Here is a 23701-nt window from a genome sequence, read left to right on the forward strand (position 1 = left end):
CTCAGACGGTGGCGGACGTGGTGGGCTCGGTGTCGTTCACGCGCTCGGCCGCGTCCTCCAGGACGATCCGGCCGATGATCTCGTAGCGGGCGGGCTGCTTCGCCCGCAGATACAGGCCGAGGCCGAGGCCTCCGAAGAAGACGAGGCCCACGATCCAGGGGATGGCCTTGAAGAAGAGGGAGTCGGCGGCGCTGCCCGCCGCGGTGTCCATGTTGATCACGAGCAGGACGACGACAGCGATCATGCCGATGCCGCCGAGCAGCGGGGCGAGGAAGGTCTTGAACCAGTGCCGGTCCTCGGGGTGGTTCTTGCGGAAGTAGCCGATGACGGCGAACGAGCAGAGGGTCTGCACGATGAGGATCGCCATCGTGCCGAGGATCGCGAGCAGTGTGTAGAGGTGGATGTACGGGTCCTGTCCGGTGAGCCAGAAGGCGGCGACCAGCGCGACGGCGATCGCGGACTGGACGGAGGAGGCGATGTACGGGGAGCCGTGCCTGGGGTGCGTGCGGCCGAGGCCGCGGTGCAGGAATCCCTCGCGCCCGATCGCGTACAGATAGCGCGAGGCGCACTGGTGGAAGGCCATGCCGCAGGCGAACGAGCCGGTGATCAGGAGCCATTGGAAGGTGTCGACCGCCCAGGCCCCGATGAAGGAGTGGGCCGGGTCGAAGAACAGGTCGAGCGGGCTCGTGGACTGCGAGACCTTCACCGAACCGGTCAGGCCGTTGCCCGCGATGGTCATCCAGGAGACGTAGATGTAGAAGAGGCCGACGCCGACGACCGAGACGAGGGTCGCGCGCGGGATGACCTTCTTGGGGTTGCGGGACTCCTCGCCGTACATGGCGGTGGACTCGAAGCCGACCCAGGACCAGAAGGCGAAGAAGAGGCCGAGTCCTGCCGATGTGCCGGTGAAGGCGTTCTTCGGGTTGATCGGTTCGACGGGGATGCCGTCGGGACCGCCACCGTTGATCAGTACGGCGGTGGCGACGGCGAAGAGGACCGCGATCTCGGCGACCAGCATGACGCCGAGCGCCTTCGCGGTGAGGTTGATGTCGAAGTACGACAGGACGACGGTGACGGCGAGCATCGCGGCCGCGTAGAGGATCCACGGCAGGTCGGCACCGAGCTGATCATGGACGGTGGTCTTGGCGAAGTACGCGAAGACACCGACGATCGACGCCTCGAAGACGACGTACGCGAGGACGGCGAGCATCCCGGACGCCATGCCCGCCATACGGCCGAGGCCGTGTGAGATGTAGCCGTAGAAGGCGCCGGCGGCGGTGATCCGTTTGGCCATGGCGACGTATCCGACCGAGAACACGGTCAGGACGAGCGTCGCGAAGAGATAGCCCGCGGGGGCTCCGGTGCCGTTGCCCGCGCCGACGGCGATGGGGAGGTTGCCGGTCATCGCCGTGATGGGCGCGGCGGTGGCGACCGCCATGAAGACGACGCCGACGAGGCCGACGGAGTTCGCCTTGAGACGGTGGACCTCGGGTGTGGTGGGTTGCTCTGGCATGGCGGGCACCCTTCCGTGGCGTGACGTACGCCACAACCGACAGGAGGTCGCGCAATTGACGTCCCGGGGCGACGAGTTGTCGGGTTATGAGCGGATCAGATCATTCCCGTAACGGGCCGGAGATGTTCCCGGAACGTAAGCGCAGGTACCGTCCGCCCCATGGAAAGTCAGGGCACGCAGGGGACTCAGGGCGGCATCACCGTGCAGCGTGCCCTGGAACTTCCGGGTCTTCGCGGCGGGCTGCCCGAGGTGGTCGCGGGCGCCGAGCGGCTGCAGCGCACGGTGCGGTGGGTGCACGCGGGCGAGGTGCCGAACATCGCCTCGCTCCTCAAGGGCGGCGAGCTGCTCCTGACCACGGGCCTCGGGCTCGGCGCGCGCCCCACCGAGCAGCGTGTCTTCGTGCGCAGGCTCGCCGAGCGCGGCATCGCGGCCCTCGTCGTCGAGCTGGGCCCGCGCTTCACGCGGCTGCCCGCAGCGATCGTGGAGACGGCGCGTGCCGCGGGGCTTCCGCTGGTGCAGCTGCACCGCGAGGTGCCCTTCGTGACGGTCACCGAAGAGATCCACACCGAGATCGTCAACGGCCACTACGCGCTGCTCCAGCGGGCCGAGGAGGTCCACCGGCGCTGTACGGAGGCGCTGCTCGGCGGGGGCGGCGTGCCCCAGGTGCTGCGCGTCCTCGCGGATTTCAGCGGCAATCCGGTGTTCCTGGAGTCGCCGGACGGGCAGCTTCTGTACGCCGCCGGGGCGGGCACGGAGTGTGCCGATCCGCTCCAGGTGTGGGAGGGGCTGCGGGGCCGGAGCGTGGACAAGGACGGGCCGCCCGCGGGCGCGCTGCTCGTCGACGTGCCGGGCGGTGGCCCCGGGTCGGGTTCGGTGCGCGCCCGCCTCGTGCTGCTCGCCGTGGAGTCCGCGCTGCTTCCGGTGCACCGGATCGCGGCGGAGCGGGCCGCGGGCTCGCTCGCGGTGGTCCTGATGCAGGCGCGCCAGGAGGAGGAGCTCGCGGCGCGGGGACGGGGTGACTTCCTGACCGATCTCGCGGAGGGGCGCATTCTGGCCGAGGACGCGCCCGCCCAGGCGCGGGTGCTCGGCTTCAAGCCCGGCGAGAGCCCCCTGCTGCCGGTCGTGATGCGCCTGGCGGACGGGTTGCCGCCCGGCGGGGGCTGGGCGGTGCTCGCGCGGGCGGTGGCGGAGGAGCTCGCCGCGGTGGGGGTGCCGGTGCTGCTCGGCGTACGTCCGGTCGAGGGGCGTGTCCCGCTGCTCCTGGGGCTGCGCTCGGAGTCCGAGCGGACCGCGGTGGCCGACCGGGTCGCCGCCGCGCTGCGGGCGGGCGTGGAGCGGGCCGGGATGCAGCGGGCCGGGGCGCTGCCGCCGGTCGTGGTGGTCGGCGTCGCGGGCGGCTGGGCGGCGGCTTCGGCGGGGCTCCGGCACGCGGCGGAAACGGCGACGGCCGCGCAGGGCCTCATCGACCGCCCCTGGTACGACGCGCGGCGCCTGGACATCGACCTGCTGCTGTGGCGCCTGCACAACTACGACGACTCTGCGCTCGCGGCGTTCGTGGACCGTGCGATCGGCCCGCTGCGCGCCCACGACCTGCGCTCGAAGCCGCCGCTGCTGCCCACCCTGCAGACGTATCTGGCGCATGCGGGACGCAAGGCGGAGACGGCGCGCGAACTGCACCTGAACCGTCAGACGCTCTACAACCGTCTCGCCCGGATCAGTGAGCTCCTCGGCACGGACCTGGACGACCCACAGACGGTGCTCGCGCTGAGCCTGGCGCTGCGGGCACGCAGGCATGTGGCATAACGACGCCTCCCCGCCCCGCCCTACACCCCGAACGGCCTCGTCAACTCGTCATAGACGCTGAGGACCTGGGTGACCGTCTCGTCCTCGGTCGGCCATGTCGCCGCCTGCGCCGTGCCCTTGTCCTTGAGGCGCTCCCGGAGCGCGGGGTCGGCGAGGAGGCGCGCGACGGCGGTGGCCAGGGCCTCGGCGTCGCCGTACGGGACGAGCACGGCGGCGTCGCCGACCAGTTCGGGGATGCCGCCGACGGCGGTCGCGACGAGCGGCACGCGCGCGTGCAGGGCCTCCTGCGCGAGCACCGAGCGGGATTCCCAGCTGCTGGGCAGCACCACGAGGTCGGCCGCCGCGAGCATCTCCGCTACGTCGTCGCGCCGCCCGACGAGCCTCACCGGCAGGCCCTCGCCCTCGATGCGGCGTTGCAGCGCGCCGCGTTCCGGCCCCTCGCCCGCGATGACCAGGAGCGGCAGGGGGTCGAGATGGCGCCACGCGCGCGTGGCCTCCAGGAGGACGTCGTAACCACGCTGCCGTTCGAGCGTGCCGAGCGTGACGATCAACGGCCGTCCGACGGCGCCCAGTTCGGCGAGCGCCTTGTGACGCAGCCCCTCGGCGTCCTCGGCATCACCGCTTGCCCCGGTGACCGGCCGCGGCGCGGGGAAGGTGACGGGGGCGAGCCGGGCGTCCCGCGCTCCCCTGCTGCGGGCCCGGTCGACGAGGTCGGACGAGGTGCCGAGGACCACGGCCGCGGCCTTGGCGACGCGTCGCTCCAGGAGGTGCAGGAGGCGGGCGCGCGCACCTTCCGCGTGCGCGCGCGTGTGCCAGGTGACGACGAGGGGGGTACGGCGGCCGGTGAGCGCGAGGGTGGCGCGGAGCGCGGCGTGCAGGCCGTGCGCGTGCACCAGGTCGGCGTCGGCGCAGGCCAGGCGGAGGGAGGCGACGGACGCGGGGTCGCTGCTGCGGGGTACGTGTACGTGCCGGGCGCCGGTGCCCGTGAGGTCGTAGGCGTGGGCCGCCTCGGTGGGGGCGCACACCGTGACCCGCACACCCCGCGCCGCGAGGCCCGCGGCCAGCGACCTGACGTGGGCACTGCTGCCCGCGCTGCCACCGCCCAGGACCTGCACGGTGTGCATCGGGGTCTGACCGTGCGGTGAGTGGCTGCTCACGTGGCTCACGTAGCCGGGGCTCCTGGGTAGGCGTCGGGGACTGCGCCAAGGATGCCAGTCCGTACGGACGTTCCGGCACCGCTGAAAGGTCTCTTCCGTGTCGGGGCGGGCAACTCCCTGACGCGGATCACCCACACGGGTGAGGACTACGAGGATTCAGTACCGCGAACGACTTACGGCCCTCGCATCTTCGCAGCGACCACACTCCCGACGAAAGACTTCCGAAACTCCGTCACGCCAGAACTTCCCTCAGCAGGTCCCCGCCTCTCCCCCGAAGAGACGACCCCACCCCACCGGGGTGCCCCCGTGCCCGGCACGATCACGTCCGGGTGGCAGGGGCTACTCGAAGGCGCTCCGCGCGTGGCCCGCCGTCGGGGCATTCCGCACACGAGGGATCGCCACCCGGTACGACGAAACCGCTCGGTCCTACGAAGCAGCCGTCGCCCTGGCCTCACTCCTGGCGTGGGCGTGGAGGCTGACGAACCAACTCAGTCCATGTCCTCGTCCGCGTCTTCCTCCATGTTCTCGTACCCGGAGCGGAAGAGTGCGGAGAAGCCGGGGTGCTTGGTGGTGTCGCCGTACTTCGGTGCGAACTCGTAGGCGGCCCACTCGCCGTCCGGCCCTGCGTCGGTCGGATCGAGCAGCCAGAAGTCCTCTCCCCGGGAGATCTCGATGGACCGGCGGAACAGCTGAACGTCGTCCTCGTTGCCGGGTATGGAGGCGTAGGTCTCGATCACGCGGCTGCCTGCCTCGCTGTCCCGCATCCATATGACGCGGCCGCACGGATGGACGCCGTCCACATGGTCATCGAGGCGCTTCCACCCGTCGGTCGCCAGGAAGAATCCCCGCAGGCTTGGCGGGAACCGCACGCCGAGCCGCTCCTCGGCTGCCGCCAGAGCTTCCTCCCGGGCAGGAGCTTCGCCCAGCCACAGTTCGACGTGTCCGCCTTGGTCCAGCGCCTCGTGCTGATCCTCGTCCAGGAGGTCGTCGAGCTCTTCCTCGTCGGCACGGACCTTCACATACAGCTCGCTGTATCGCTCCAGAAAGTCACGCCACGCCTGTGGCGTGGTCAGAACGGCGGCAACTTCATTGTCTTCAGGCTCAGTTGTCTCACTCATGCCGATCATGGTGCCAGGTGGCTACGACAACGCCGAAGGCCGCCCGGTCCGTACCGCGTGCGAGGGCCGGGCCGCGGTTGCCACCCGTGACGCGGAGATAACCGAGATCGCCAGTCAGGCGTTGCTGACGCCGCTCCCGGTGCCGTGGGCCCACCGTTCGGTGATGTGGCGGTACAAGGCGCCGAGCGCGGTGCCGGGAGCGCCGGACGTATCCGCACGCTCGTGCCCGAAGGCATGGTCGGTGTGATGGATGGGTCGGCCCGGACCGCCGAGTGGGTGCCCGCGATCAGAGGCGGTGGCACGCTCGTCGAGCTTCGGGGGTGGCCAGGGCCGGCCGAGCGGGGCATCAGGGTGTGTCCGGTGATGGTGCCCGATCGCGTCGGCGACACGGTCAGCCTGGACATCCCCTGCCGTCAGGCCGAGACCGGCGTATTGACGCCGCGCGTCGCGGCGGTGCTGCCAGCCGCCGAAGCCGCCCGGGCACACCGTCTGCTGGAAGACGGCGGCCTGCGGGGCCGCGTGGCCCCGGACTTCTCCCGAACCCCCTAGGCCCAGCCCCGCGCACCCGCGCTCACCTTCTCGCCGCACAAAGCCGCCGCCACGACCCCCGCCGCGTGCAGCGCGAGCCCCGCGCGGCCGTTGCCCGTGGTGATGGCGAGGCCCAGTGCCGCGCCCAAGGCGTGTGCTCCCGTGTCGCCGATCATGGTGTGCTCGCCGATGTCCTGCGGCAGGACGGCCGCCGCGGCTCCCACGGAGGCGGCGGAGAGGACCCCGGCGGTGCCTCGGCGCAGCAGCCCCGGCGCCCCCAGCGCGACCACCGTCGCGGCGGCCCTTCCCGGGCGTACGTCCACGAGGTTGACGAAATGGGCGGCGCCCGCGATCACGACGCCCGCGAGGACCTTGTCCACCGGCCGCTCCTTGAGCAGTGCGCCCGCCGCGAGCCCCGCCGCCGAGACCCCGAACAACTTCACGGCCCCGCTGGAGACTTCGCCGTCCCGCAGCGCGCCCAGGTGCGCACGGAAACCCCGGCGCGGATCACCCTCCCCCGCCACGTCGTCGTACGCCCCGCAGGCCGCCGCCGCGAGCACGGCGAGCGCGGCGGCGGCGCGGGTCCTGGCGGGCAGCGCCGCGGCTCCGGCCGCCGCACCGAGGGCGGCAGCCGGCCCGGTGTACAACTCCACCGCCCGCCCCGCGTAGTTCTTCCGCTGCCAGCGGCCGGGGCCGCCGGGGGCGCGGGAGCGCAACGCGGTGGTGGCGGCGCGGGTGACGGCGGCCGAGGCGAGGAGGGCGGTGAGGCGCCGGGCGGGCTTGCGGTCGATCATGCGGGCCAGGCTACGGGGAGCCCCAGCCCGTCCGGCATCCGAGGACGAACTCGGCGAAGCCGGTGACCGGCGGTGCACAAGGCGCCCCAGCTAAAGGCGCCCCGCCCGCGAAAAGCCCCCGCCCCCTACCCGTCCCCCCGAGCCGTCGCCAGCAACTCCTCCGCATGCGCCCGCGCGGTCTCCGAGTCCTCCTGGCCCGCCAGCATCCGGGACAGCTCCCGCACCCGGTCCTCGCCTTCGAGCACGAGTACCCCGGACCGCGTCACGGACCCGTCGTTGGTCTTCTCGACCAGCAGCTGCCGGTCCGCGAACGCCGCCACCTGCGGCAGATGCGTCACGACCACGACCTGCGCGGACTTGGCGAGGCGGGCGAGCCTGCGGCCGATCTCGACCGCGGCCTTCCCGCCGACGCCCGCGTCGACCTCGTCGAAGAGATACGTCGGCACGGGGTCCGTACCCGCGAAGACCACCTCGACGGCGAGCATCACGCGCGAGAGCTCACCGCCCGACGCCCCCTTGGCGATCGGCCGCGGCGGGGCCCCCGGGTGCGGGGCGAGGAGGAGTTCCACCTCGTCCACGCCCGCGGGGCCGTATGCGACGAAGCGCCCGTCGACCGGCACACCGTCCGCGCCCTCCGGCACCTCCGTGGCGGTGATGTCGATCGTCACGCGCGCGTGCGGCATCGCGAGCGAGGCCAGTTCCGCGGTGACGGCCGCCGCGAACCGCGAAGCGGCCTCCTGGCGGGCGTCGGTCAACGCCTGCGCAAGCCCCGCGAGTTCGCCGCGGAGCGCGTCCCGCTCGGCGGTGAGCTCCTCCAGGCGGTCGTCGTCGCCCTCGAGTTCGGTGAGCCGCGCGGCCCCCTCCTCGGCCCAGGCGAGCACGGAATCGATGTCGGAGCCGTACTTCCTGGTGAGCTGGGTGAGCGCGGCCCGCCGCTCCTCCACCGCCGCGAGGCGCAGGGGATCGGCGTCGAGGTCGTCGGCGTAGCCCGCGAGCTCTCCCGCCACATCGCCCAGCAGAATCCCGATCTCACCGATCCGCTCGGCGAGCGCGGCCAGCGCGGGGTCATGGGACCGCACCGCTTCGAGTGCCCGGTGCGCGCCCGCGACGAGCGTCGTGGCGTCGACACCCTCCGGGTCCTCGGGGACACCCGCGAGCGCGGCGTGCGCGGCCGTGGCCGCGGAGGCGAGGGCCTCCGCGTGACCGAGCCGCTCGGCCTCGGCGGCCAGTTCGACGTCCTCGCCCGCACGCGGCTCGACGCCCGCGACCTCTTCGAGGCCGAAGCGCAGCAGGTCGGCCTCCTGGGCCCGCTCACGCGCACGCGTGGTGATCTCGTCGACCTCGGCCGTCACGGCCCGCAGCCTGCGGTACGCCGCCGTGTACTTGGCCAGCGGCACGGTGACCGCGTCACCCGCGTACCGGTCGAGGGCCCCCCGCTGCCTGGCCGGTTTCAGCAGCCCCTGCTGATCCGTCTGACCGTGCACCGCCACGAGATCGTCGGCGAGCTCGGACAGCAGACCCACCGGGACCGAACGGCCGCCGAGGTGCGCACGCGAGCGCCCCTCCGCCGAGACCGTACGGCTGATGAGCAGCGCCCCGTCGTCGAGTTCGGCCCCCGCTTCCTCGGCGCGCACGGCAGCCGTGGCATCCGCGGGCACAGTGATCCGCCCTTCCACCACCGCCGCCTTGGCGCCGATCCGCACCAGGGCGGCATCGGCACGTCCGCCGAGCAGCAGGCCAAGGCTGGTGACCACCATCGTCTTGCCCGCACCGGTCTCGCCGGTCACCGCGGTGAACCCCGGCGACAGCTCGACCACCGCGTCGTCGATGACTCCGAGCGACCGTATCCGCATCTCCTCCAACACGGACACGACCTTACGAGGTCATGGGCCTGGTGTGCGACGGCCCCTGGTCTCCTTCCCCCCTCCTTCCACGAAGACGCAGGTGGCAAAGGCGGACCGAACGGACGCTGTCACTCGCAGGGGGTGGGGTTTTCCGGGGTGGGGACGTACGGGATTACCCCACCACGATCTTCCTGACAGCCTCCTGGTGCGTGGGGGACCCAGGGCCCCACCATGATCCGTATGGGAACAGGACTGGCTCTGGCGGCGCTGCGGGCGCACCGCCCGGCCTTCGTGGGTACGGCGGTGGCCGCGCTCTTCGCGGCGACGGTGGTCAGCGCGTCGACGATGATGCTCGGCGCGACGGGCACGGACGGTCTCTCCGCGCGGGCCCGCGGGCAGATCACGGAGAACGGCGTCGGGGACATGACCCTGGTCCTCCTCATCGGATCGGTCTACATGTCGATATTCGTGGTCGCGTCGACCATGGGCACGGCCGTCACCCAGCAGCACCGCGAGCTCGCCCTGGTGCGGTCCATCGGCGCCAGACCCCGGCAGATCCGCCGGGCGGTGGCGGGTCAGGCGCTCGCCGCGTCGGTCCCGGCGGCGCTCGTCGGCTTCGTCGTCGGCGGCTTCGTCGCACGCTGGTGGCACGCGGGCATGGTGACGCACGGGCTGCTCCCCGCCGAGGCCGGCTTCCGGTTCGGCTGGGTCGCGCTGCCGGTGTGCCTCGGCGTGGCCGTGGTGACGACGACGCTCGCCGCGTTCCTCTCGGCCCTGCGGTTCTCGCTCCTTCGCCCGGCCCGCGCCCTGAGCGAGGCGGCGACCGGGCGGCGGGGTCTGGGCATACTGCGGGCGCCGCTCGGCGTGATCGCGGTCGTGGGGGCCTGCGCCCTGGCCGTGCTCCTGTCGAAGCAGCCGGCCGACGAGGCCGGTGAGGGTGCCTTCCTCGTCCTGATCCTCTTCTGCGTCGGGGCGGGGCTGCTCGGTCCGCGGATCATCGGGCCCGCGGCCTGGCTGGTCTCCGCGCTGGTGGGCCGGTTCGGCGGCAGCGCGCGCCTCGCCATGCTCAAAATCCGCTCGCAGCCCCGCCGCTTCTCCGCCGCGGTCGTGCCGCTCGTCCTGGTCGTGGGCTTCGGTCTGACCAAGATCGGCATGCACACGACGGCGCGGCACCACACGGGCTCGGCGGGCAGCAGGGGCGAGGTCTGGCTCGACTACGTGGGCACGGGGCTGTACGCGGGCTTCGCCGCGATCGCCGCGGCGAACACCCTCGCCATGATCTCCTTCGAGCGCCGCCGCGATGTCGCCCTGCTGCGGGTGGTGGGCAGCCAACGCTCCCAGGTGCGGGCCATGGCCGCCTGGGAGGCCGTGGTCGTCGCCGGGACGGCACTGCTGCTCGGCACCGCGATAGCGCTCGGCACCCTGGCCCCCATCCTCAGCACGGCTTTCGGCTCATCACTCCCGTACCTGCCGTGGGCGGTGCCGACGGGGATCGCGGCGGGCACCTTACTTCTCACCCTGCTCGCGACAGGCCTCCCGGTGGCGAGTGTGATGCGGCGCCAACCGATCACAGTGGTGCAGGCGGCGTGAGCGCTCGAAGGGGCGCGGGGAACTGCGCGAGCAACCCCCACCGGCCCGCAGGGCATGAGCGCCCCGAAGGGGCGCGGGCTGTGACATATGCGGCTCCGCCGCGTGGGCGCGCCCAGCCACGGCAAACCCGCAGCCGAATCCGCTCCACGCACCACGCTAGTGCGGCGCCCCCCGCCACCCCGACACCGGCAGGGCGAACTTGGCCACGAGCCGGTCGGTGAACGAGGCGTGGTGCAGCCGGGCGAGCCGCACCGGCACCTCTCCCCTGCGCACCTCGACCCGCGCGCCCGGCGGCAGCTCCACGGTCCGCCGGCCGTCGCACCACAGCACCCCGTGCGACGTGTGCTGCTGGACCTCGACGGCGAGCACCGAGTCCGGCGAGGTCACCAGAGGCTTGGCGAACAGGGCGTGGGCGCTGATCGGCACCATCAGGAGCGCCTCCACCTCCGGCCACACCACGGGCCCGCCCGCGGAGAAGGCGTACGCGGTGGACCCGGTGGGCGTCGCGCACACGATGCCGTCGCAGCCGAAGCCGGTGACCGGACGCCCGTCGATCTCCAGGACGACCTCGAGCATCAGCTCGGCCGACATCTTCTGCACAGCGGCTTCGTTCAGCGCCCAGTCACGGTGCACGACACCGCCGTTGCTGCGCACGACGACGTCGATGGTCATCCGCTCCTCGACCTCGTACGCCTTCGTCACCACCCGGTCGACGACCTTGTCCAGGTCGTCGCGCTCGGCCTCGGCGAGGAAGCCGACCCGGCCGAGGTTCACGCCGAGCATCGGCACCCCGGAGGCCCGGGCGAACTCGGCGCCGCGCAGCAGCGTGCCGTCACCGCCGAGCACGACGAGCAGTTCACAGCCGTCGAGGCACTGCGGCGTGGCCTCCTTCACCGTGCCCACCTCGGGCGGCAGCGGCAGATCGGCCGCCTCCGCCTCCAGGACGCGTACGCCGATGCCGCTGCGCAGCAGCCCCTGGACGACGAGTTCGGCGCTGCGGATGGCAGCCGGCCGCCCGGTGTGCGCGAGCAGAAAAACAGTACGAGCTCGGGTCTGAGTCAACGGGGCCCCTCCGCCACGGCACGGTCAACGTCCGCCGGGTCGAGTTCGGGCGCCCCGGCACGCAGCCACAGAAAGTACTCGACATTCCCGGAAGGTCCGGGCAGCGGGCTCGCGGTCACGCCACGCACACCGAGCCCGAGCCCCCACGCCTGGCGCGCCACACCGCGTACGGCGTCGGCCCGCAGCGCCGTGCTGCGCACCACGCCCCCGCTGCCCAGGCGCTCCTTGCCGACCTCGAACTGCGGCTTGACCATCAGGACCAGGTCGGCGTCCGGGGCGGCGCAGCGCTTGAGCGCGGGAAGCACCAGACCGAGCGGGATGAACGACAGGTCGCCGACGACCAGGTCGACGGGGGTGCCGTCGATGGCCTCCAGCGTCAACTCGCGTACGTTCGTGCGGTCCTTGACGGTGACCCGGTCATCGCTCTGCAGCGACCAGGCGAGCTGGCCGTAGCCGACGTCCACGGCGACGACGCCGGAGGCGCCCGCGCGCAGCAGCACATCGGTGAAACCGCCGGTGGACGCGCCGGCGTCGAGCGCGCGCCGCCCCTCGACGACCAGCCCCTGCGGGACGAACGCGGCGAACGCGCCCGCCAGCTTGTGGCCGCCGCGCGAGACGTAGTCGGGGTCGTCCTCGTCGTTCGCGACCACGATGGCCGCGGCGGTCTCCACCTGCGTCGCGGGCTTCGTCGCGGTGTTCTTGCCGACGGTCACACGGCCGGCGGCGATCAGCTGGCTGGCGTGCTCGCGCGAGCGCGCCAGCTTGCGCCGGACGAGCTCGGCGTCGAGGCGGCGGCGTGCCACTCCTGCCACGTTCTGTTCAGCTCCTGTGGTACGAGGGTGAGTACGGGGGTGAGCCCTGGGACGAAGCCGCGGGCGTCCCCATGGGTGAGGGCGCCGGCGGCCCGGGGCGTGCGTCGAGCGCGGTCAGCGCGTCACGCAGTCCCCGGTGTACATCCTCGTACACCTCGATGTGGCCGTCCGTGGCGAGGTGGTCGGCGTCGCCGAGACGCCGGAGCAGGCCGTCCACCTCCGCGTCACCGGTCGGGACACGCTCCACCCCGAGGGGCGCGGGGCCGACGGGGTCGTAGGTCTCCGGCTCAGGCTCGGGGCCCGGCAACGAGTCGCTCATGCCACGACGCTACCGCGAAGCGCTGCGGTACCGTCGATCACGATGGCGACGATCGAAGAGTGCCGCACGGCGCTCGACAAACTCTCGGACAACCTGGCGGGCGCCGAAGGCGGCGTGCGCGGCGCCGCCGCGCTCGACCGCTCGCTGAGCTGCCGCATCACCGATCTCGACGTGACCTTCACCGGCCGTCTCGAGAACGGCCGGATCACGGTGCTCGACACCTACCCCGGAGCCCCGCGCGAGAAGGCCGAGATCCGCCTCGCCATGGCGGGCGACGATCTGGTGGCGATGGTCGACGGCGAGCTGAACTTCGCGAAGGCCTGGGCCTCCGGCCGGGTCAGGCTGGAGGCGGGCCTGCGCGACATGCTCCGCCTCAGGTCGCTGCTTTAGCCCCCGCGCCCGCCGCGCTCGCCTTGTCGGCCGTCTTCGTCCGCCGCCGCCGAGCCGCGGGCACCACGAGCGGCGTCCCGGTCTCCGGGTCGTCGATGATCTGGCAGTCCATCCCGAAGGTGTCCCGCACCAGTTCCGTCGTGACGACGTCGGACGGCGCGCCCTCGGCGATGACCTCACCGTCACGCAAGGCGATGAGGTGGGTGGCGTAACGAGCCGCGTGGTTGAGGTCGTGCAGGACGGCGACGAGCGTGCGGCCCTGCTCCTCGTGAAGGTCGGCGCACAGGTCCAGGACGTCGATCTGGTGCTGGATGTCGAGGAACGTCGTCGGCTCGTCCAGGAGGAGGAGCGGGGTCTGCTGGGCGAGCGCCATCGCGATCCAGACGCGCTGGCGCTGGCCGCCCGAGAGCTCGTCGACATAGCGATCCGCCAGTTCGGCGACACCGGTCGAGGCCATCGACTCGTTCACGATCCGCTCGTCCTGCGCCGACCACTGGCGAAGGAGCCCCTGGTGGGGGTAGCGGCCGCGCGCCACCAGGTCGCCCACGGTGATCCCGTCGGGCGCGATGGACGACTGCGGGAGCAGGCCGAGCGTGCGTGCCACCTTCTTGGCGGGCATCGACTGGATGACGTTGCCGTCGAGCAGCACACGGCCCGCCGAGGGCTTGAGCATCCGCGACAGGGCGCGCAGCAAGGTGGACTTGCCGCAGGCGTTCGGGCCGACGATCACCGTGAAGGAGTTGTCGGGTATCTCGACGGACAACTTCTCCGCGATGACGCGCTGGTCGTAGCCAAGGGTCACGTCGTCCGCGACGAGCCGGTTCACTGCGGCACGCTCCTGCCTGTCGGTGCTCTCAGAGGTATTCGTATCGGTGCCCGTACGCGTCTTCATATCCGCCCCGCCTTGCGCTCGATGACCAGGAGCCAGAGCAGGTAGATGCCGCCGAGCACGCCCGTGACCACGCCGACGGGCAGTTGGTCGGCGCCGAAGGCCCGCTGCGAGGCCCAGTCCGCGACGATCAGGAGGGTGGCGCCCATGAACATCGCGGGCAGCAGGTTCGGTCCCGGCGAGCGGGTGAGCCGCCTGGCCAGCTGCGGCGCGGTGAGCGCGACGAAGCTGACGGGGCCCGCGGCGGCGGTGGCGGCGGCGGTGAGCAGCACGGCGGAGGCCATCAGGACGATGCGGGTGCGCTCGACGGGCACGCCGAGCGCGTAGCCGACGTCGTCGCCCATCTCCAGCATCCGCAGCGGACGTGCGTACGTCATGACGAGCGGTACGAGGATCGCGCACAGGACGAGCAGCGGCCAGACCTGCTCCCAGTCACGGCCGTTGAGCGAGCCGGTCATCCAGACGACGGCGCGCGCGGCGTCGACGAGGTCCGCCTTGGTGAGCAGATAGCCGTTGATCGCCGTGACGAAGGCGGAGACGCCAATGCCGACCAGGACCAGACGGAAGCCGTGCACGCCCCGCTTCCAGGCGAGCACGTAGATCGCGAACCCGGTCACCAGACCGCCCACGAGGGCGCCCCCGGCGACCTGCACCGCGGTGCCCTGGAAGAGGACGATCATGATGAGCGCGCCCGCGGTGGACCCCTGCCCGAGGCCCAGGATGTCCGGACTGCCCAGCGGATTGCGGGAGATGGACTGGAAGATCGCGCCGCCGAGCCCGAGCGCCGCCCCCACGAGGAGGCCGACGAGGACCCGCGGCAGGCGCAGGTCGTTGATGATGAACTCCTGCCCGGCGTCTCCGTTGCCGAGCAGGGTGCGGATGACGTCGGCCGCGGGGATGGGGAAGTCTCCGGTGCCGATCAGGACGACGCTCGCGGTGAGCGCGGCCAGGATGAGCACGGCGACGACCACGGCCGTGCGGACGTCGAGGCGGAAGCTGAGCCCGCCCCGGGTGCGTATCGCCTTCACAGCTGAGCCAGCCTCCGCCGTCGTACGAGAAAGATGAAGACCGGGGCGCCGATCAACGCGGTGATGATGCCGACCTGCAGTTCGGCGGGGCGCGCGACGATGCGCCCGATGACGTCGGCGCCGAGCAGGAGGACCGGCGAGAGGATCGCCGCGTACGGCAGGATCCAGCGCATGTCGGGGCCGGTGAAGGAGCGCACGACGTGCGGCACCATCAGGCCGACGAACATGATCGGCCCGCAGGCCGCGGTCGCCGCCCCGCAGAGCAGCGTCGCGGCGGCCATGGACAGGGCGCGGGTGCGGTTCAGATGGGCGCCGAGCGCGCGGGCGGTGTCGTCGCCCATGGCCATGGCGTTGAGCGGCCGGGCGAGGCCCAGGGCGAGCACGATGCCGATCACGAGGAAGGGCAGGACCTGGAGGATGGTCTCGGTCTTGGCGGAGGCCAGGGAGCCGACCGTCCAGAAGCGCATCTTGTTGAGCGCGGCGTTGTCCGTGATCATCACGGCCTGCAGATAGCCGTAGAGGGCGGCGCTCAGCGCGGTACCGGCGAGCGCGAGCCGTACGGGCGTCGCGTTGCGGGTCCCGCCGAGCGCGTACACGGCGGCGCCGACCACGGCCGCTCCGGCGAAGGCGAACCACACATAGCCGCTCAGCGAGGTGACGCCGAAGAAGCTGATGGCGGTCACGACGGCGGCCGATGCCCCGAGGTTGATGCCGAGCAGTCCCGGGTCGGCCAGCGGGTTGCGCGTCAGCGCCTGCAGTACGGCGCCCGCGAGGCCGAGGGCCACGCCGACGAGCACGCCGAGCAGCGTCCGCGAGAGCCGCTCTCCGACGACGACGTCGCCGTACGTACCGGTGTCCTGGAAGAGGCCGTGCCAGACCTGGTCCAGGGACATCTGTTTGGCACCGACCGCGATGCTCGCCACGACGACGAGCAGCAGCACGCAGACCGAGACGAGGAGCCCGGCGCTGCGTATCGCGCGGCGATTGGGTGGCGCGGGGGCGGTCTCCGCGCTGGCTTCGGGGGGACTGTCGACCAACACCAGGTTAGGTTAGCCTACCCTCGCACTTGACTTCGACGAGAGAGGCACCCCCTATGCGTGCCCGCCGCCCGATACCCCCTGGTCCGACCCGACGTGGTGTGCTCGGCGCCGGCGGCGCCCTCGGCCTCGGCGCACTTCTGACAGCATGCGGCGGCGACGAGGACGACGCGAAATCGCCAGGCGGCGGCAAGGGCTGGAGCTTCAAGGACGACCGCGGCACGACGGCGAAGGCCGCCGACCGCCCGCGCAGGATCGTCGCCTACATCGGAGCGGCCGCCGCACTGCACGACTTCGGCGTCGAATGCACCGGCGTCTTCGGCCCGACGAAGCTGAAGAACGGCGAACCCGACGTACAGGCTGCGGATGTCGATGTCGACAAGGTGACCATCATCGGCAACGCCTGGGGCGAGTTCAGCGTCGAGAAGTACGCCAAGCTCCGCCCCGACCTCCTCGTCACCACCATGAACGTCTCACCGACGCTTTGGTACGTCCCCGAGGAATCCGCCAAGAAGATCACCTCGCTCGCGCCCACCGTCGGCATCCTCACCGGCAAGTCCTCCCTGACGAAGGTGATCGGCCGCTTCGCGGAGCTCGCCGAATCGCTCGGCGCCGATCTCAAGGCGCAGCAGGTCACCGCCGCGAAGAAGCGCTTCGAGGCCGCCTCGGAGACGCTGCGCAAATCCGCGAAGGCGGCGAAGGCCCGCGGCGGCCTGAAGGTCATGGCGGTGGCGGCGCAGGCCGACCTGCTCTACGTGGGCAACCCGGCCGACTTCACCGACCTGCGCTACTACGCCGACCTCGGCATCGAGTTCGTCACCCCGGGGAAAACGGCCAAGGCCGGCTTCTTCCAGGAGCTCGGCTGGGAGAACGCCGACACGTACGACGCCGATCTGATCCTTGTCGACAAACGGACCGGCAACCTCCAGCCCGACGAGCTCAAGAAGTCGAAGCCCACGTGGGCGAAACTCCCCGCGGTCAAGGCGGATCAGGTCGTCTCCTGGTCGAACGAGGCCCAGTTCAGTCACGCCGGCTACGCCCCGCTCATCGAGCAGCTCGCGGCAGCCGTCGACAAGTCGAAGAAGGCGGCAGCCTGATGCCCACCACCCACCGCCCCCTCGCGTCGAGAGGCATGTCCCGACGCGGCCTCCTTGCCTCGGGCGGCGCCCTCGGCCTCGGCACGCTGCTCAGCGCCTGCGGGAGCGACGAGAAGAAGTCCGGGAAGAGCGCGGACGCGAAGTCGTGGAGCTTCAAGGACGACCGCGGCAAGACCGCCAAGGCCGACCACACCCCGAAGAACATCGTCGCCTACATCAGCACGGCGGCGGCCCTGCACGACTACGGCGTCACCTGCACCGGAGTCTTCGGCCCCTCCAAGCCCGTGGACGGCAAGCCCAACCCCCAGGCCGGCGATCTCGATGTCGACAAACTGACGAGTCTGGGCGAGTCCTTCAACCAGTTCAGCATCGAGAAGTACGCGGCACTCAAGCCCGACCTCCTGGTCAGCAACATGTTCCCGCCGCCCGCCCTGTGGTTCGTGCCCGAGGAAAGCACCAAGAAGATCGAGGCGCTCGCGCCCACGGTCGGCATCAACGGCGCCCGCGCCTCGCTCCTGGAACCGCTCAAGCGCTACACCGAGCTCGCCGAGGCGCTCGGCGGGGACCTCGAGTCGGAGAAGGTACGCGCCGCCAAGGCCCGCTTCGACAAGGCCGAGCGCCGACTGCGCAAGGCGGCGAAGGCGAACCGCGGCCTGAAGGTCCTCGCGATGACCGGCGACGCCGACCAGTTCTATGTCGCCGTGCCGGACTCCTACTGCGACCTGAACTACTTCAAGGACCTCGGCGTCGAGTTCGTCGAGGGCAAGAAGAGCGACGAATGGGGCTTCTGGGAGTTCCTGAGCTGGGAGAACGCCGACAAATACCACGCGGATCTCATCATGATGGACAACCGGTCGAGCGCGCTGCCGCCCAAGGAACTCGCGAAGAAACCCACCTGGGAGCTGCTCCCCGCCGTCAAGGCCGGACAGACCGTGCCCTGGTCGATGGAGGAGCGCTACAGCTACGCCGGTTTCGCCCCCGTGCTCGAACAACTCGCCGCCGCCATCGAGAAGTCGAAGAGGCTCACCTGATGTCCGAATCCCCGTACCACTTCTTCGACACCCACGTACTGCGCACCGAATACCTCACCCCCTCCATGATCCGCGTGGCCCTCGGCGGCGACGACCTGGCGCGGATGGCATCGGCGGGCCGCGACCAGCGCATCAAGGTGTTCCTGCCGCACCCGGGCCAGGACGCCCCCGTCATGCCGGACACGACGGACGGCGACGCGGCCAACTGGTACGCCGACTGGTGCGCCCTCGACCCCGACGTACGGGGCATCATGCGCACCTACACCACGCGCGAACTGCGCCGCGACCCGGACGAGTTGATCGTCGACTTCGCGGTTCACGGCCCGGCCCCCTCGCCCTCCGACGGCCCGGCCACCAGTTGGGCACGGTCCGCCCGTCCCGGCGCGCGGATCGGCGTGCTCGCCCCGATCGAGGAGGAGAACGGCGCCTACGACTTCAGGCCGCCGCAGGACACCGACTGGGTCCTGCTCACCGCCGACGAGTCGGCGCTCCCGGCGGTCGCGGCCATCCTGGAGACGCTCCCGCCCCAGATGCCGACCCGCGTCTGGATCGAGGTCCATGACCTGGCGGACAAGCAGGAGCTGACCACGAAGGCCGACGCCGAGATCACCTGGCTCACGGAGGAGGGCTCGACGCCCTCCGCGATCCGCGCCGCCGAGCTGCCTTCGGGCACTCCGTACGCCTGGGTCACGGGCGAGTCCGCGACGGTCAAGACGGTCCGCCGCCACTTGGTCGGCGACCGCGGCTTCGACCGCAAGCGGATCTCGTTCTCCGGCTACTGGCGCAAGGGCACCACGACGGACGAGCTGATCGACCGCAACGAGACGGCCTGACTCTCCCCGGCCCGCCCTGTGCCGAAGCCACCCGAGGCCCCGACCGCCCATCGCCGGTCGGGGCTTCGCCGCAGGCTGGGGCCTCGCCGAAGGGGCACTCAGGGGGCCGGCTACACCCCCAGCCGCGACAACGCCTTCCCCGCGTCCAGCGTGCACTTCCCGTCCCCCGCCTCCGTCCACGCCGCCGCGCACAGCGCCCGCAGCCCGTCCATGACCTCGCCCTCGCCGTCGAGCACCAGCTCGTGCCCCCGCGCCGAAGCCGTCCACCCGCCGCAGCCGAAGCCGCCCTCCACCGGGGTCACTTCCGGCTGGCCGGTCAGCATGCCGCGCAGGTCCGCGTCCACGTACGTGGGCCGGTGCTCGGGCGGCGCGGCGAGCAACTGGGCGCCGTCCGTGACCCCGGTCAGGACGAGCAGCGAGTCCACCTCGCCGTTGAACGCGCCCTCGATGTCCGTGTCGAGCCGGTCCCCCACGACCAACGGCCGCTCCGCGCCCGTCCGCAGGATCGTCTCGCGGTGCATCGGAGGCAGCGGCTTGCCCGCCACCTGCGGCTCCGCACCCGTCGCGATGCGCACGACCTCCACCGCAGCGCCATTGCCCGGCGCGATCCCCCGCGCACTGGGAATCGTCAGATCCGTGTTGGACGCGAACCACGGCACACCCCGCGCGATCGCGTAACAGGCCTCGGCGAACCGCCCCCACGCCATGTCGGGACCGCCGTACCCCTGCACCACCGCCACGGGCCCGTCGTCCGCCGACTCCACCGGCTCGAGACCACGCTCGCGCAACGCGACCCGCAGCCCCTCCCCGCCGATCACCAACACACGCGCCCCTTCGGGGACTTGCTCGCTCACCAGCCGCGCCGCCGCCTGCGCGGACGTGATGACGTCCGCGGCCCCCGTCGCGATGCCGAGCTCCGACAGATGCTCGGCCACCGCGTCCGGCGTACGCAGCGCGTTGTTCGTCACGTACGCGAGATGCATGCCGCCGGACCGAGCCGTCCCGAGCGACTCGACGGCATGGTCGATCGCATGCCCGCCCGCGTACACCACCCCGTCCAGGTCGAGCAGCGCCGTGTCATACGCCTCGCTCAGCACACTTCGGCTGCCTTCGGGCCGCGTCCTGACGGTCTGGCTCATTACGCATCGCTCCTCGATCGATCCCACTCCCCCGATCATCGCTCATGCCACGGACACACATACGATGCAGCAATGAACACAGCGGGTCATACCGACGACCAAGGCCTCGACCTGATCCCGTTCCGAGGCGTGCGCTACGACCCCGACCGGGTCGGCAGCCTCGCCGCCGTCACGTCCCCGCCGTACGACGTGGTCGTACGGCCCGACGGCCTGCTCCACCTGGAGTCCGCCGACCCGCACAACATCGTCCGGCTGATCCTCCCGCAGGCGACCACCCCGGCGGCCCGCAACCAACAGGCCGCACAGACCCTGCACGCCTGGCTCTCCGAGGGCATCCTCGCCCCAGACCCGGAGCCGAGCCTCTACATCTACGAGCAGCGCGACGCCGGCATCCTGCAACGCGGCGTCATCGGCGCACTGCGCCTCTCCGAGGCAGCGGACGGCATCGTCCTGCCCCACGAAGGCGTCATGCCGCACGTCGTGGAGGACCGCGCGGCCCTGATGCGCGCGACGAGCGCCAACCTGGAACCGCTGCTCCTGACCTACCGCTCGAACGGCGAGGCCAAGGGCGCGACAGCCGTCATCGAGCGCACCGTCGAAACCGCACCTCTCCTGTCGACGACCACGGAGGACGGCTTCAGCCACCGCCTGTGGGCGGTCACCGACCCCGCCGACCTCGCCGAGATCCAGTCAGATCTCTCCCACCACCAGGCCCTGATCGCGGACGGACACCACCGCTGGGCGACCAATCTCCGGCTGCGCTCCGAGCACCCCTCCGACAGCGCCTGGGACTACGGCCTGGTGCTCCTGGTGGACACCGCGCGCTACCCGCTCCGGGTCCGCTCCATCCACCGCTACCTGCACGGGCTCCCGGTCTCCGACGCCCTCGCCGCCCTCGGCGGCTCCTTCCGCACACGCACCGTCGAGGGCCCCCTGCCCCGTGCCCTCGAAGCCCTGGGCGAGGCGGCAGCCAAGGGCAACGCCTTCCTCCTCGTGGGTGACGGCGCCTTCCATCTCGTGGACCGCCCCTCCCCCGACCTCCTCGCCCGTACGATCCCGGCGGACCCACCGGAGGCCTGGCGCACCCTGGACGCGACGGTCCTGCACTCCACGCTCCTCGACCACATCTGGCAGATCCCGGACGCCCCGGAGCACATCGCGTACATCCACGACACCGCGGCGACCGTGGAGAAGGCGGAACGCGACGGCGGCACGGCGGTCCTGATGCACCCGGTCCGCGAAGAAGTCGTACGCGACCTGGCCCGCCAGGGGGTCACGATGCCCCGCAAGTCCACGTCCTTCGGCCCCAAGCCGGCATCGGGCCTGGTCCTGCGCAGCCTCGACTTCTGAAGCACGCGCACACAACACACGCGCATACGACACCGCACATAGGACAAAGGGCGGGACCCCGAATGGGATCCCGCCCTTTGTCGTACTACGAGGTCAACACTCAGGCCTTTCCGCCCTTGTCGCCCTCGTCACCGTCGTCGTCCAGCTCGAAGTCGTCCTCGTCGTAGTACTCCTCCACGCCCTCGTCCTCGTCTTCCTGGACGGGGGCGACGAAGACGGCACCGGGCTCCGAGACCGGCGCAGCCTCTGCGGCCGGCGCCTCCGCGTCGCCCTGGAGCGCGTCGACGAACTCGACGCCGTCCAGCTCGGCGAGGCGGTCCGACGCGTCGGTGCTGCCGTCCTTGTCGGACTCGATGACCTTCGCGAACCACTCGCGCGACTCGTCCTCACGCCCGGCGGCGAGCAGCGCGTCGGCGTACGCGTACCGCAGTCGCGCGGTCCACGGCTGGACGGAGTTCGACGCAAGCTCGGGACCCTGCAGGGTGACGATGGCGGCATCGATCTGCCCCAGGTCACGCCGCGCACCGGCGGCGACGAGACGCATCTCGACCTGCCCCGGCTTGTCCAGCTTCTGCACCTCGGGCGCCCCGGCCATGTCCAGGGCCTTCTCGGGCCTGCCCATGCCACGCTCGCAGTCCGCCATGACGGGCCAGAGCTCGACACTGCCGGTCATCCGCTTGGCGGCACGGAACTCACCGAGCGCCTCGCTGTACTTCTGGGTCGCGTACGCCGCGAAACCCGCCGCCTCGCGTACGGCGGCGACGCGCGAGGCGAGCCGCAGTGCGACGCGCGAGTACTCGTACGCCTGCTCGGGGTCTTCGTCGATGAGGTTCGCGACCATCACCAGGTTCCTGGCGACGTCCTCGGCGAGGCCCTTGGGAAGGCTCTGCAGCTCCTGCTGCACATCCTTGTCGATCTCGTGACCCGTGACGTCCTCGGGGATCGGCAGCCGCTTGATCGGCTCGCGGTCACGGTCCCGGTCGTCACGGCCGCGGTATCCACCACGGTCGCCGTCACGCCGGTCGTCGCGCCCACGGAACCCACCGGGCCGCCCACCACGGTCGTCGCGCCGCGGACCACGGTCATCGCGCCCACGGAAGCCACCACGGTCGCCACCACCACGGTTGTCATCGCGCCGGAAACCGCCGCGGTCACCACCACGGTCACTGCCGCGGTCGTCACGCCGGAAGCCACCGCGATCGCCGCCGCGGTCATCACGGCGGTCGTCGCGCCCACGGAAGCCGCCACGGTCGCCACCGCCGCGGTTGTCGTCACGACGGTCATCGCGCTGGAAAGCGGGACGGTCGCCACCGCGGGGCCGGTCATCACGGCGATCGTCGCGCCGGAAGCCGCCACGGTCCCCACCGCGATCGTCACGCCGGTCATCCCGACGATCATCGCGCCGGAAGCCGCCACGGTCGCCGCCACCGCGGTTGTCGTCACGACGGTCGTCGCGCCGGAACGCGGGACGGTCCCCGTCACGGCGGAACCCACCGCGATCGCCGCCGCCACGGTTGTCGTCACGACGGAACCCGCCACGGTCGCCACCGCGATCGTCACGCCGGTCATCCCGACGGTCGTCACGGCGCGGGGCGCCGGAGGTCGAGCGGTCGTCACGGCGGAACGCGGGACGGTCGCCGTCACGGCGGTCGTCACGACGCGGGGCGCCGGAGGTCGAACGGTCATCGCGACGGAACGGAGGACGCCCGCCACCATCACGGTCATCACGCCCGCGGTAGCCGCCGCCACGGTTGTCGTCCCTACGGAAGCCACCACGGTCCCCACCGCGATCGTCACGCCGGTCATCCCGACGATCGTCACGGCGGAAGCCACCACGGTCTCCGCCACCGCCACGGTTGTCGTCGCGGCGGAAACCACCACGGTCACCGCCGCCACCGCGGTTGTCGTCACGGCGGAATCCACCGCGCTCGCCACCACGGTCGTCGCGACGCGGAGCGCCCCGGTCACGGTCGTCACGGCGGGGGCCACCGGAGGTGGGGCGGTCGTCGCGGCGGAACGGAGGACGCCCGCCACCACTGCGGTCGTTGTCGCGACGCGGAGCGCCGCCACGGTATCCGCCCCGGTCGCCACCGTCCCGGCTGCGCTGCCCGCGCTCCGGTCGCTCGTCGGGAGAGTTGGTGGACATCGGTGACTCCTAGTCTTCGGTACCGCAGTCATTCTCGCGCAGCCGGGTAGCCGGCGCGCTTCGACAAAAACAAAAAGGACCCTTGGTCCCAGCGTGGACGCTGGGACCAAGGGTCCTCCAAAAATTGTTCGGCGGCGTCCTACTCTCCCACAGGGTCCCCCCTGCAGTACCATCGGCGCTATGAGGCTTAGCTTCCGGGTTCGGAATGTAACCGGGCGTTT

21 protein-coding genes, 1 rRNA gene and 1 pseudogene are annotated in these 23701 nt (G+C 71.7%); 8 read left to right on the plus strand and 15 right to left on the minus strand.

From position 1 onward, the window contains the following. Position 1 precedes the first annotated feature (1 nt). Positions 2–1513, minus strand: coding sequence for an APC family permease (locus ACWFRU_RS40200; RefSeq protein WP_453693479.1), 1512 nt, complete (start codon positions 1511–1513; stop codon positions 2–4). 159 nt (positions 1514–1672) lie between these two features. On the opposite strand from ACWFRU_RS40200, the gene ACWFRU_RS40205 reads away from it, so the two are divergent. After that, complete coding sequence (locus ACWFRU_RS40205) at positions 1673–3316, plus strand: PucR family transcriptional regulator (RefSeq protein ID WP_453693481.1); 1644 nt, start codon at positions 1673–1675, stop codon at positions 3314–3316. Between the two features lie 20 nt (positions 3317–3336). Here ACWFRU_RS40205 and ACWFRU_RS40210 read toward each other — a convergent pair whose 3' ends face one another. Both ACWFRU_RS40210 and ACWFRU_RS40215 read right to left on the minus strand, forming a co-directional pair. After that, on the minus strand, positions 3337–4482 hold the full coding sequence (locus ACWFRU_RS40210) for a glycosyltransferase family 4 protein (RefSeq protein WP_453693483.1): 1146 nt from the start codon (positions 4480–4482) through the stop codon (positions 3337–3339). 479 nt (positions 4483–4961) lie between these two features. Further along, positions 4962–5600: an SMI1/KNR4 family protein gene (locus ACWFRU_RS40215; RefSeq protein ID WP_453693485.1), complete on the minus strand. Its 639-nt coding sequence runs from the start codon at positions 5598–5600 to the stop codon at positions 4962–4964. Between the two features lie 156 nt (positions 5601–5756). On the opposite strand from ACWFRU_RS40215, the gene ACWFRU_RS40220 reads away from it, so the two are divergent. Further along, positions 5757–6140, plus strand: a complete 384-nt coding sequence (locus tag ACWFRU_RS40220; RefSeq protein ID WP_453693487.1) for a hypothetical protein — start codon at positions 5757–5759, stop codon at positions 6138–6140. Here the strand turns inward: ACWFRU_RS40220 and ACWFRU_RS40225 are convergent. Next, positions 6137–6913 (minus strand): hypothetical protein, encoded by a 777-nt coding sequence (locus tag ACWFRU_RS40225; RefSeq protein WP_453693489.1) that lies wholly within the window; start codon positions 6911–6913, stop codon positions 6137–6139. The genes ACWFRU_RS40220 and ACWFRU_RS40225 overlap by 4 nt on opposite strands. Before the next feature lie 125 nt (positions 6914–7038). Beyond that, the gene (gene recN / locus ACWFRU_RS40230) at positions 7039–8766 is read right to left on the minus strand and encodes a DNA repair protein RecN (RefSeq protein ID WP_453693515.1); all 1728 of its coding nucleotides are present in this window, start codon (positions 8764–8766) and stop codon (positions 7039–7041) included. Positions 8767–8997: 231 nt separating this feature from the next. Here recN and ACWFRU_RS40235 point away from each other — a divergent pair, with 231 nt between their 5' ends. Beyond that, entirely contained in the window at positions 8998–10347 is a 1350-nt protein-coding gene (locus tag ACWFRU_RS40235; RefSeq protein ID WP_453693491.1) for an FtsX-like permease family protein, read from the plus strand. Between the two features lie 156 nt (positions 10348–10503). On the opposite strand, the gene ACWFRU_RS40240 is transcribed toward ACWFRU_RS40235, so the two are convergent. The 3 genes from ACWFRU_RS40240 to ACWFRU_RS40250 are packed head-to-tail and all read right to left on the minus strand — an operon-like array spanning position 10504 to position 12540. Further along, a complete protein-coding gene (locus ACWFRU_RS40240; RefSeq protein WP_453693493.1) occupies positions 10504–11409 on the minus strand; it encodes an NAD kinase in 906 nt (301 codons plus the stop codon). After that, positions 11406–12221: a TlyA family RNA methyltransferase gene (locus ACWFRU_RS40245; RefSeq protein ID WP_453693495.1), complete on the minus strand. Its 816-nt coding sequence runs from the start codon at positions 12219–12221 to the stop codon at positions 11406–11408. The genes ACWFRU_RS40240 and ACWFRU_RS40245 overlap by 4 nt, the downstream gene beginning before the upstream one ends. 7 nt (positions 12222–12228) lie before the next feature. Next, positions 12229–12540 (minus strand): hypothetical protein, encoded by a 312-nt coding sequence (locus ACWFRU_RS40250; protein WP_453693497.1) that lies wholly within the window; start codon positions 12538–12540, stop codon positions 12229–12231. 42 nt (positions 12541–12582) lie between these two features. Between ACWFRU_RS40250 and ACWFRU_RS40255 the strand changes: the two genes are divergently transcribed. After that, positions 12583–12930, plus strand: coding sequence for an SCP2 sterol-binding domain-containing protein (locus tag ACWFRU_RS40255; RefSeq protein WP_453693499.1), 348 nt, complete (start codon positions 12583–12585; stop codon positions 12928–12930). Here ACWFRU_RS40255 and ACWFRU_RS40260 read toward each other — a convergent pair. The 3 genes from ACWFRU_RS40260 to ACWFRU_RS40270 are packed head-to-tail and all read right to left on the minus strand — an operon-like array spanning position 12914 to position 15887. Then, on the minus strand, positions 12914–13822 hold the full coding sequence (locus ACWFRU_RS40260) for an ABC transporter ATP-binding protein (protein ID WP_453693501.1): 909 nt from the start codon (positions 13820–13822) through the stop codon (positions 12914–12916). The two genes, ACWFRU_RS40255 and ACWFRU_RS40260, sit on opposite strands and share 17 nt — an antisense overlap. Next, complete coding sequence (locus tag ACWFRU_RS40265) at positions 13819–14847, minus strand: FecCD family ABC transporter permease (protein WP_453693503.1); 1029 nt, start codon at positions 14845–14847, stop codon at positions 13819–13821. Before ACWFRU_RS40265 ends, ACWFRU_RS40260 begins: the two co-directional genes overlap by 4 nt. After that, complete coding sequence (locus ACWFRU_RS40270) at positions 14844–15887, minus strand: FecCD family ABC transporter permease (RefSeq protein WP_365820708.1); 1044 nt, start codon at positions 15885–15887, stop codon at positions 14844–14846. The genes ACWFRU_RS40265 and ACWFRU_RS40270 overlap by 4 nt, the downstream gene beginning before the upstream one ends. Positions 15888–15940: 53 nt before the next feature. Here ACWFRU_RS40270 and ACWFRU_RS40275 point away from each other — a divergent pair, with 53 nt between their 5' ends. The 3 genes from ACWFRU_RS40275 to ACWFRU_RS40285 are packed head-to-tail and all read left to right on the plus strand — an operon-like array spanning position 15941 to position 18845. Continuing rightward, the gene (locus ACWFRU_RS40275) at positions 15941–16981 is read left to right on the plus strand and encodes an ABC transporter substrate-binding protein (protein ID WP_453693505.1); all 1041 of its coding nucleotides are present in this window, start codon (positions 15941–15943) and stop codon (positions 16979–16981) included. Continuing rightward, on the plus strand, positions 16981–18012 hold the full coding sequence (locus tag ACWFRU_RS40280) for an ABC transporter substrate-binding protein (RefSeq protein ID WP_453693507.1): 1032 nt from the start codon (positions 16981–16983) through the stop codon (positions 18010–18012). Before ACWFRU_RS40275 ends, ACWFRU_RS40280 begins: the two co-directional genes overlap by 1 nt. Next, positions 18012–18845: a siderophore-interacting protein gene (locus tag ACWFRU_RS40285; protein ID WP_453693509.1), complete on the plus strand. Its 834-nt coding sequence runs from the start codon at positions 18012–18014 to the stop codon at positions 18843–18845. Before ACWFRU_RS40280 ends, ACWFRU_RS40285 begins: the two co-directional genes overlap by 1 nt. Before the next feature lie 110 nt (positions 18846–18955). Here the strand turns inward: ACWFRU_RS40285 and ACWFRU_RS40290 are convergent, their stop codons facing one another. Beyond that, on the minus strand, positions 18956–19984 hold the full coding sequence (locus ACWFRU_RS40290; RefSeq protein WP_453693511.1) for an HAD hydrolase-like protein: 1029 nt from the start codon (positions 19982–19984) through the stop codon (positions 18956–18958). 72 nt (positions 19985–20056) lie between these two features. Between ACWFRU_RS40290 and ACWFRU_RS40295 the strand changes: the two genes are divergently transcribed. Further along, complete coding sequence (locus ACWFRU_RS40295; RefSeq protein ID WP_453693513.1) at positions 20057–21334, plus strand: DUF1015 domain-containing protein; 1278 nt, start codon at positions 20057–20059, stop codon at positions 21332–21334. 100 nt (positions 21335–21434) lie between these two features. Here ACWFRU_RS40295 and ACWFRU_RS40300 read toward each other — a convergent pair whose 3' ends face one another. The 3 genes and pseudogenes from ACWFRU_RS40300 to rrf all read right to left on the minus strand — a co-directional run. Then, a complete protein-coding gene (locus ACWFRU_RS40300; RefSeq protein ID WP_453693517.1) occupies positions 21435–22238 on the minus strand; it encodes a hypothetical protein in 804 nt (267 codons plus the stop codon). 297 nt (positions 22239–22535) lie between these two features. Next, a pseudogene (locus ACWFRU_RS40305) lies at positions 22536–23351 on the minus strand (hypothetical protein); the annotation flags it as partial. A gap of 255 nt (positions 23352–23606) precedes the next feature. Continuing rightward, positions 23607–23701, minus strand: a 5S ribosomal RNA gene (gene rrf / locus ACWFRU_RS40310); the annotation flags it as partial.

The organism is Streptomyces sp. NPDC055099 (assembly GCF_053607685.1).

Coding starts and splice junctions, on each gene's coding strand:
- recN (WP_453693515.1), bottom strand. CDS start 8,766: ATGCGGATACGGTCGCTCGGAGTCATCGACGACGCGGTGGTCGAGCTG.
- ACWFRU_RS40260 (WP_453693501.1), bottom strand. CDS start 13,822: ATGAAGACGCGTACGGGCACCGATACGAATACCTCTGAGAGCACCGAC.
- ACWFRU_RS40200 (WP_453693479.1), bottom strand. CDS start 1,513: ATGCCAGAGCAACCCACCACACCCGAGGTCCACCGTCTCAAGGCGAAC.
- ACWFRU_RS40290 (WP_453693511.1), bottom strand. CDS start 19,984: ATGAGCCAGACCGTCAGGACGCGGCCCGAAGGCAGCCGAAGTGTGCTG.
- ACWFRU_RS40255 (WP_453693499.1), top strand. CDS start 12,583: ATGGCGACGATCGAAGAGTGCCGCACGGCGCTCGACAAACTCTCGGAC.
- ACWFRU_RS40285 (WP_453693509.1), top strand. CDS start 18,012: ATGTCCGAATCCCCGTACCACTTCTTCGACACCCACGTACTGCGCACC.
- ACWFRU_RS40250 (WP_453693497.1), bottom strand. CDS start 12,540: ATGAGCGACTCGTTGCCGGGCCCCGAGCCTGAGCCGGAGACCTACGAC.
- ACWFRU_RS40275 (WP_453693505.1), top strand. CDS start 15,941: ATGCGTGCCCGCCGCCCGATACCCCCTGGTCCGACCCGACGTGGTGTG.
- ACWFRU_RS40215 (WP_453693485.1), bottom strand. CDS start 5,600: ATGATCGGCATGAGTGAGACAACTGAGCCTGAAGACAATGAAGTTGCC.
- ACWFRU_RS40295 (WP_453693513.1), top strand. CDS start 20,057: ATGAACACAGCGGGTCATACCGACGACCAAGGCCTCGACCTGATCCCG.
- ACWFRU_RS40235 (WP_453693491.1), top strand. CDS start 8,998: ATGGGAACAGGACTGGCTCTGGCGGCGCTGCGGGCGCACCGCCCGGCC.
- ACWFRU_RS40280 (WP_453693507.1), top strand. CDS start 16,981: ATGCCCACCACCCACCGCCCCCTCGCGTCGAGAGGCATGTCCCGACGC.
- ACWFRU_RS40225 (WP_453693489.1), bottom strand. CDS start 6,913: ATGATCGACCGCAAGCCCGCCCGGCGCCTCACCGCCCTCCTCGCCTCG.
- ACWFRU_RS40205 (WP_453693481.1), top strand. CDS start 1,673: ATGGAAAGTCAGGGCACGCAGGGGACTCAGGGCGGCATCACCGTGCAG.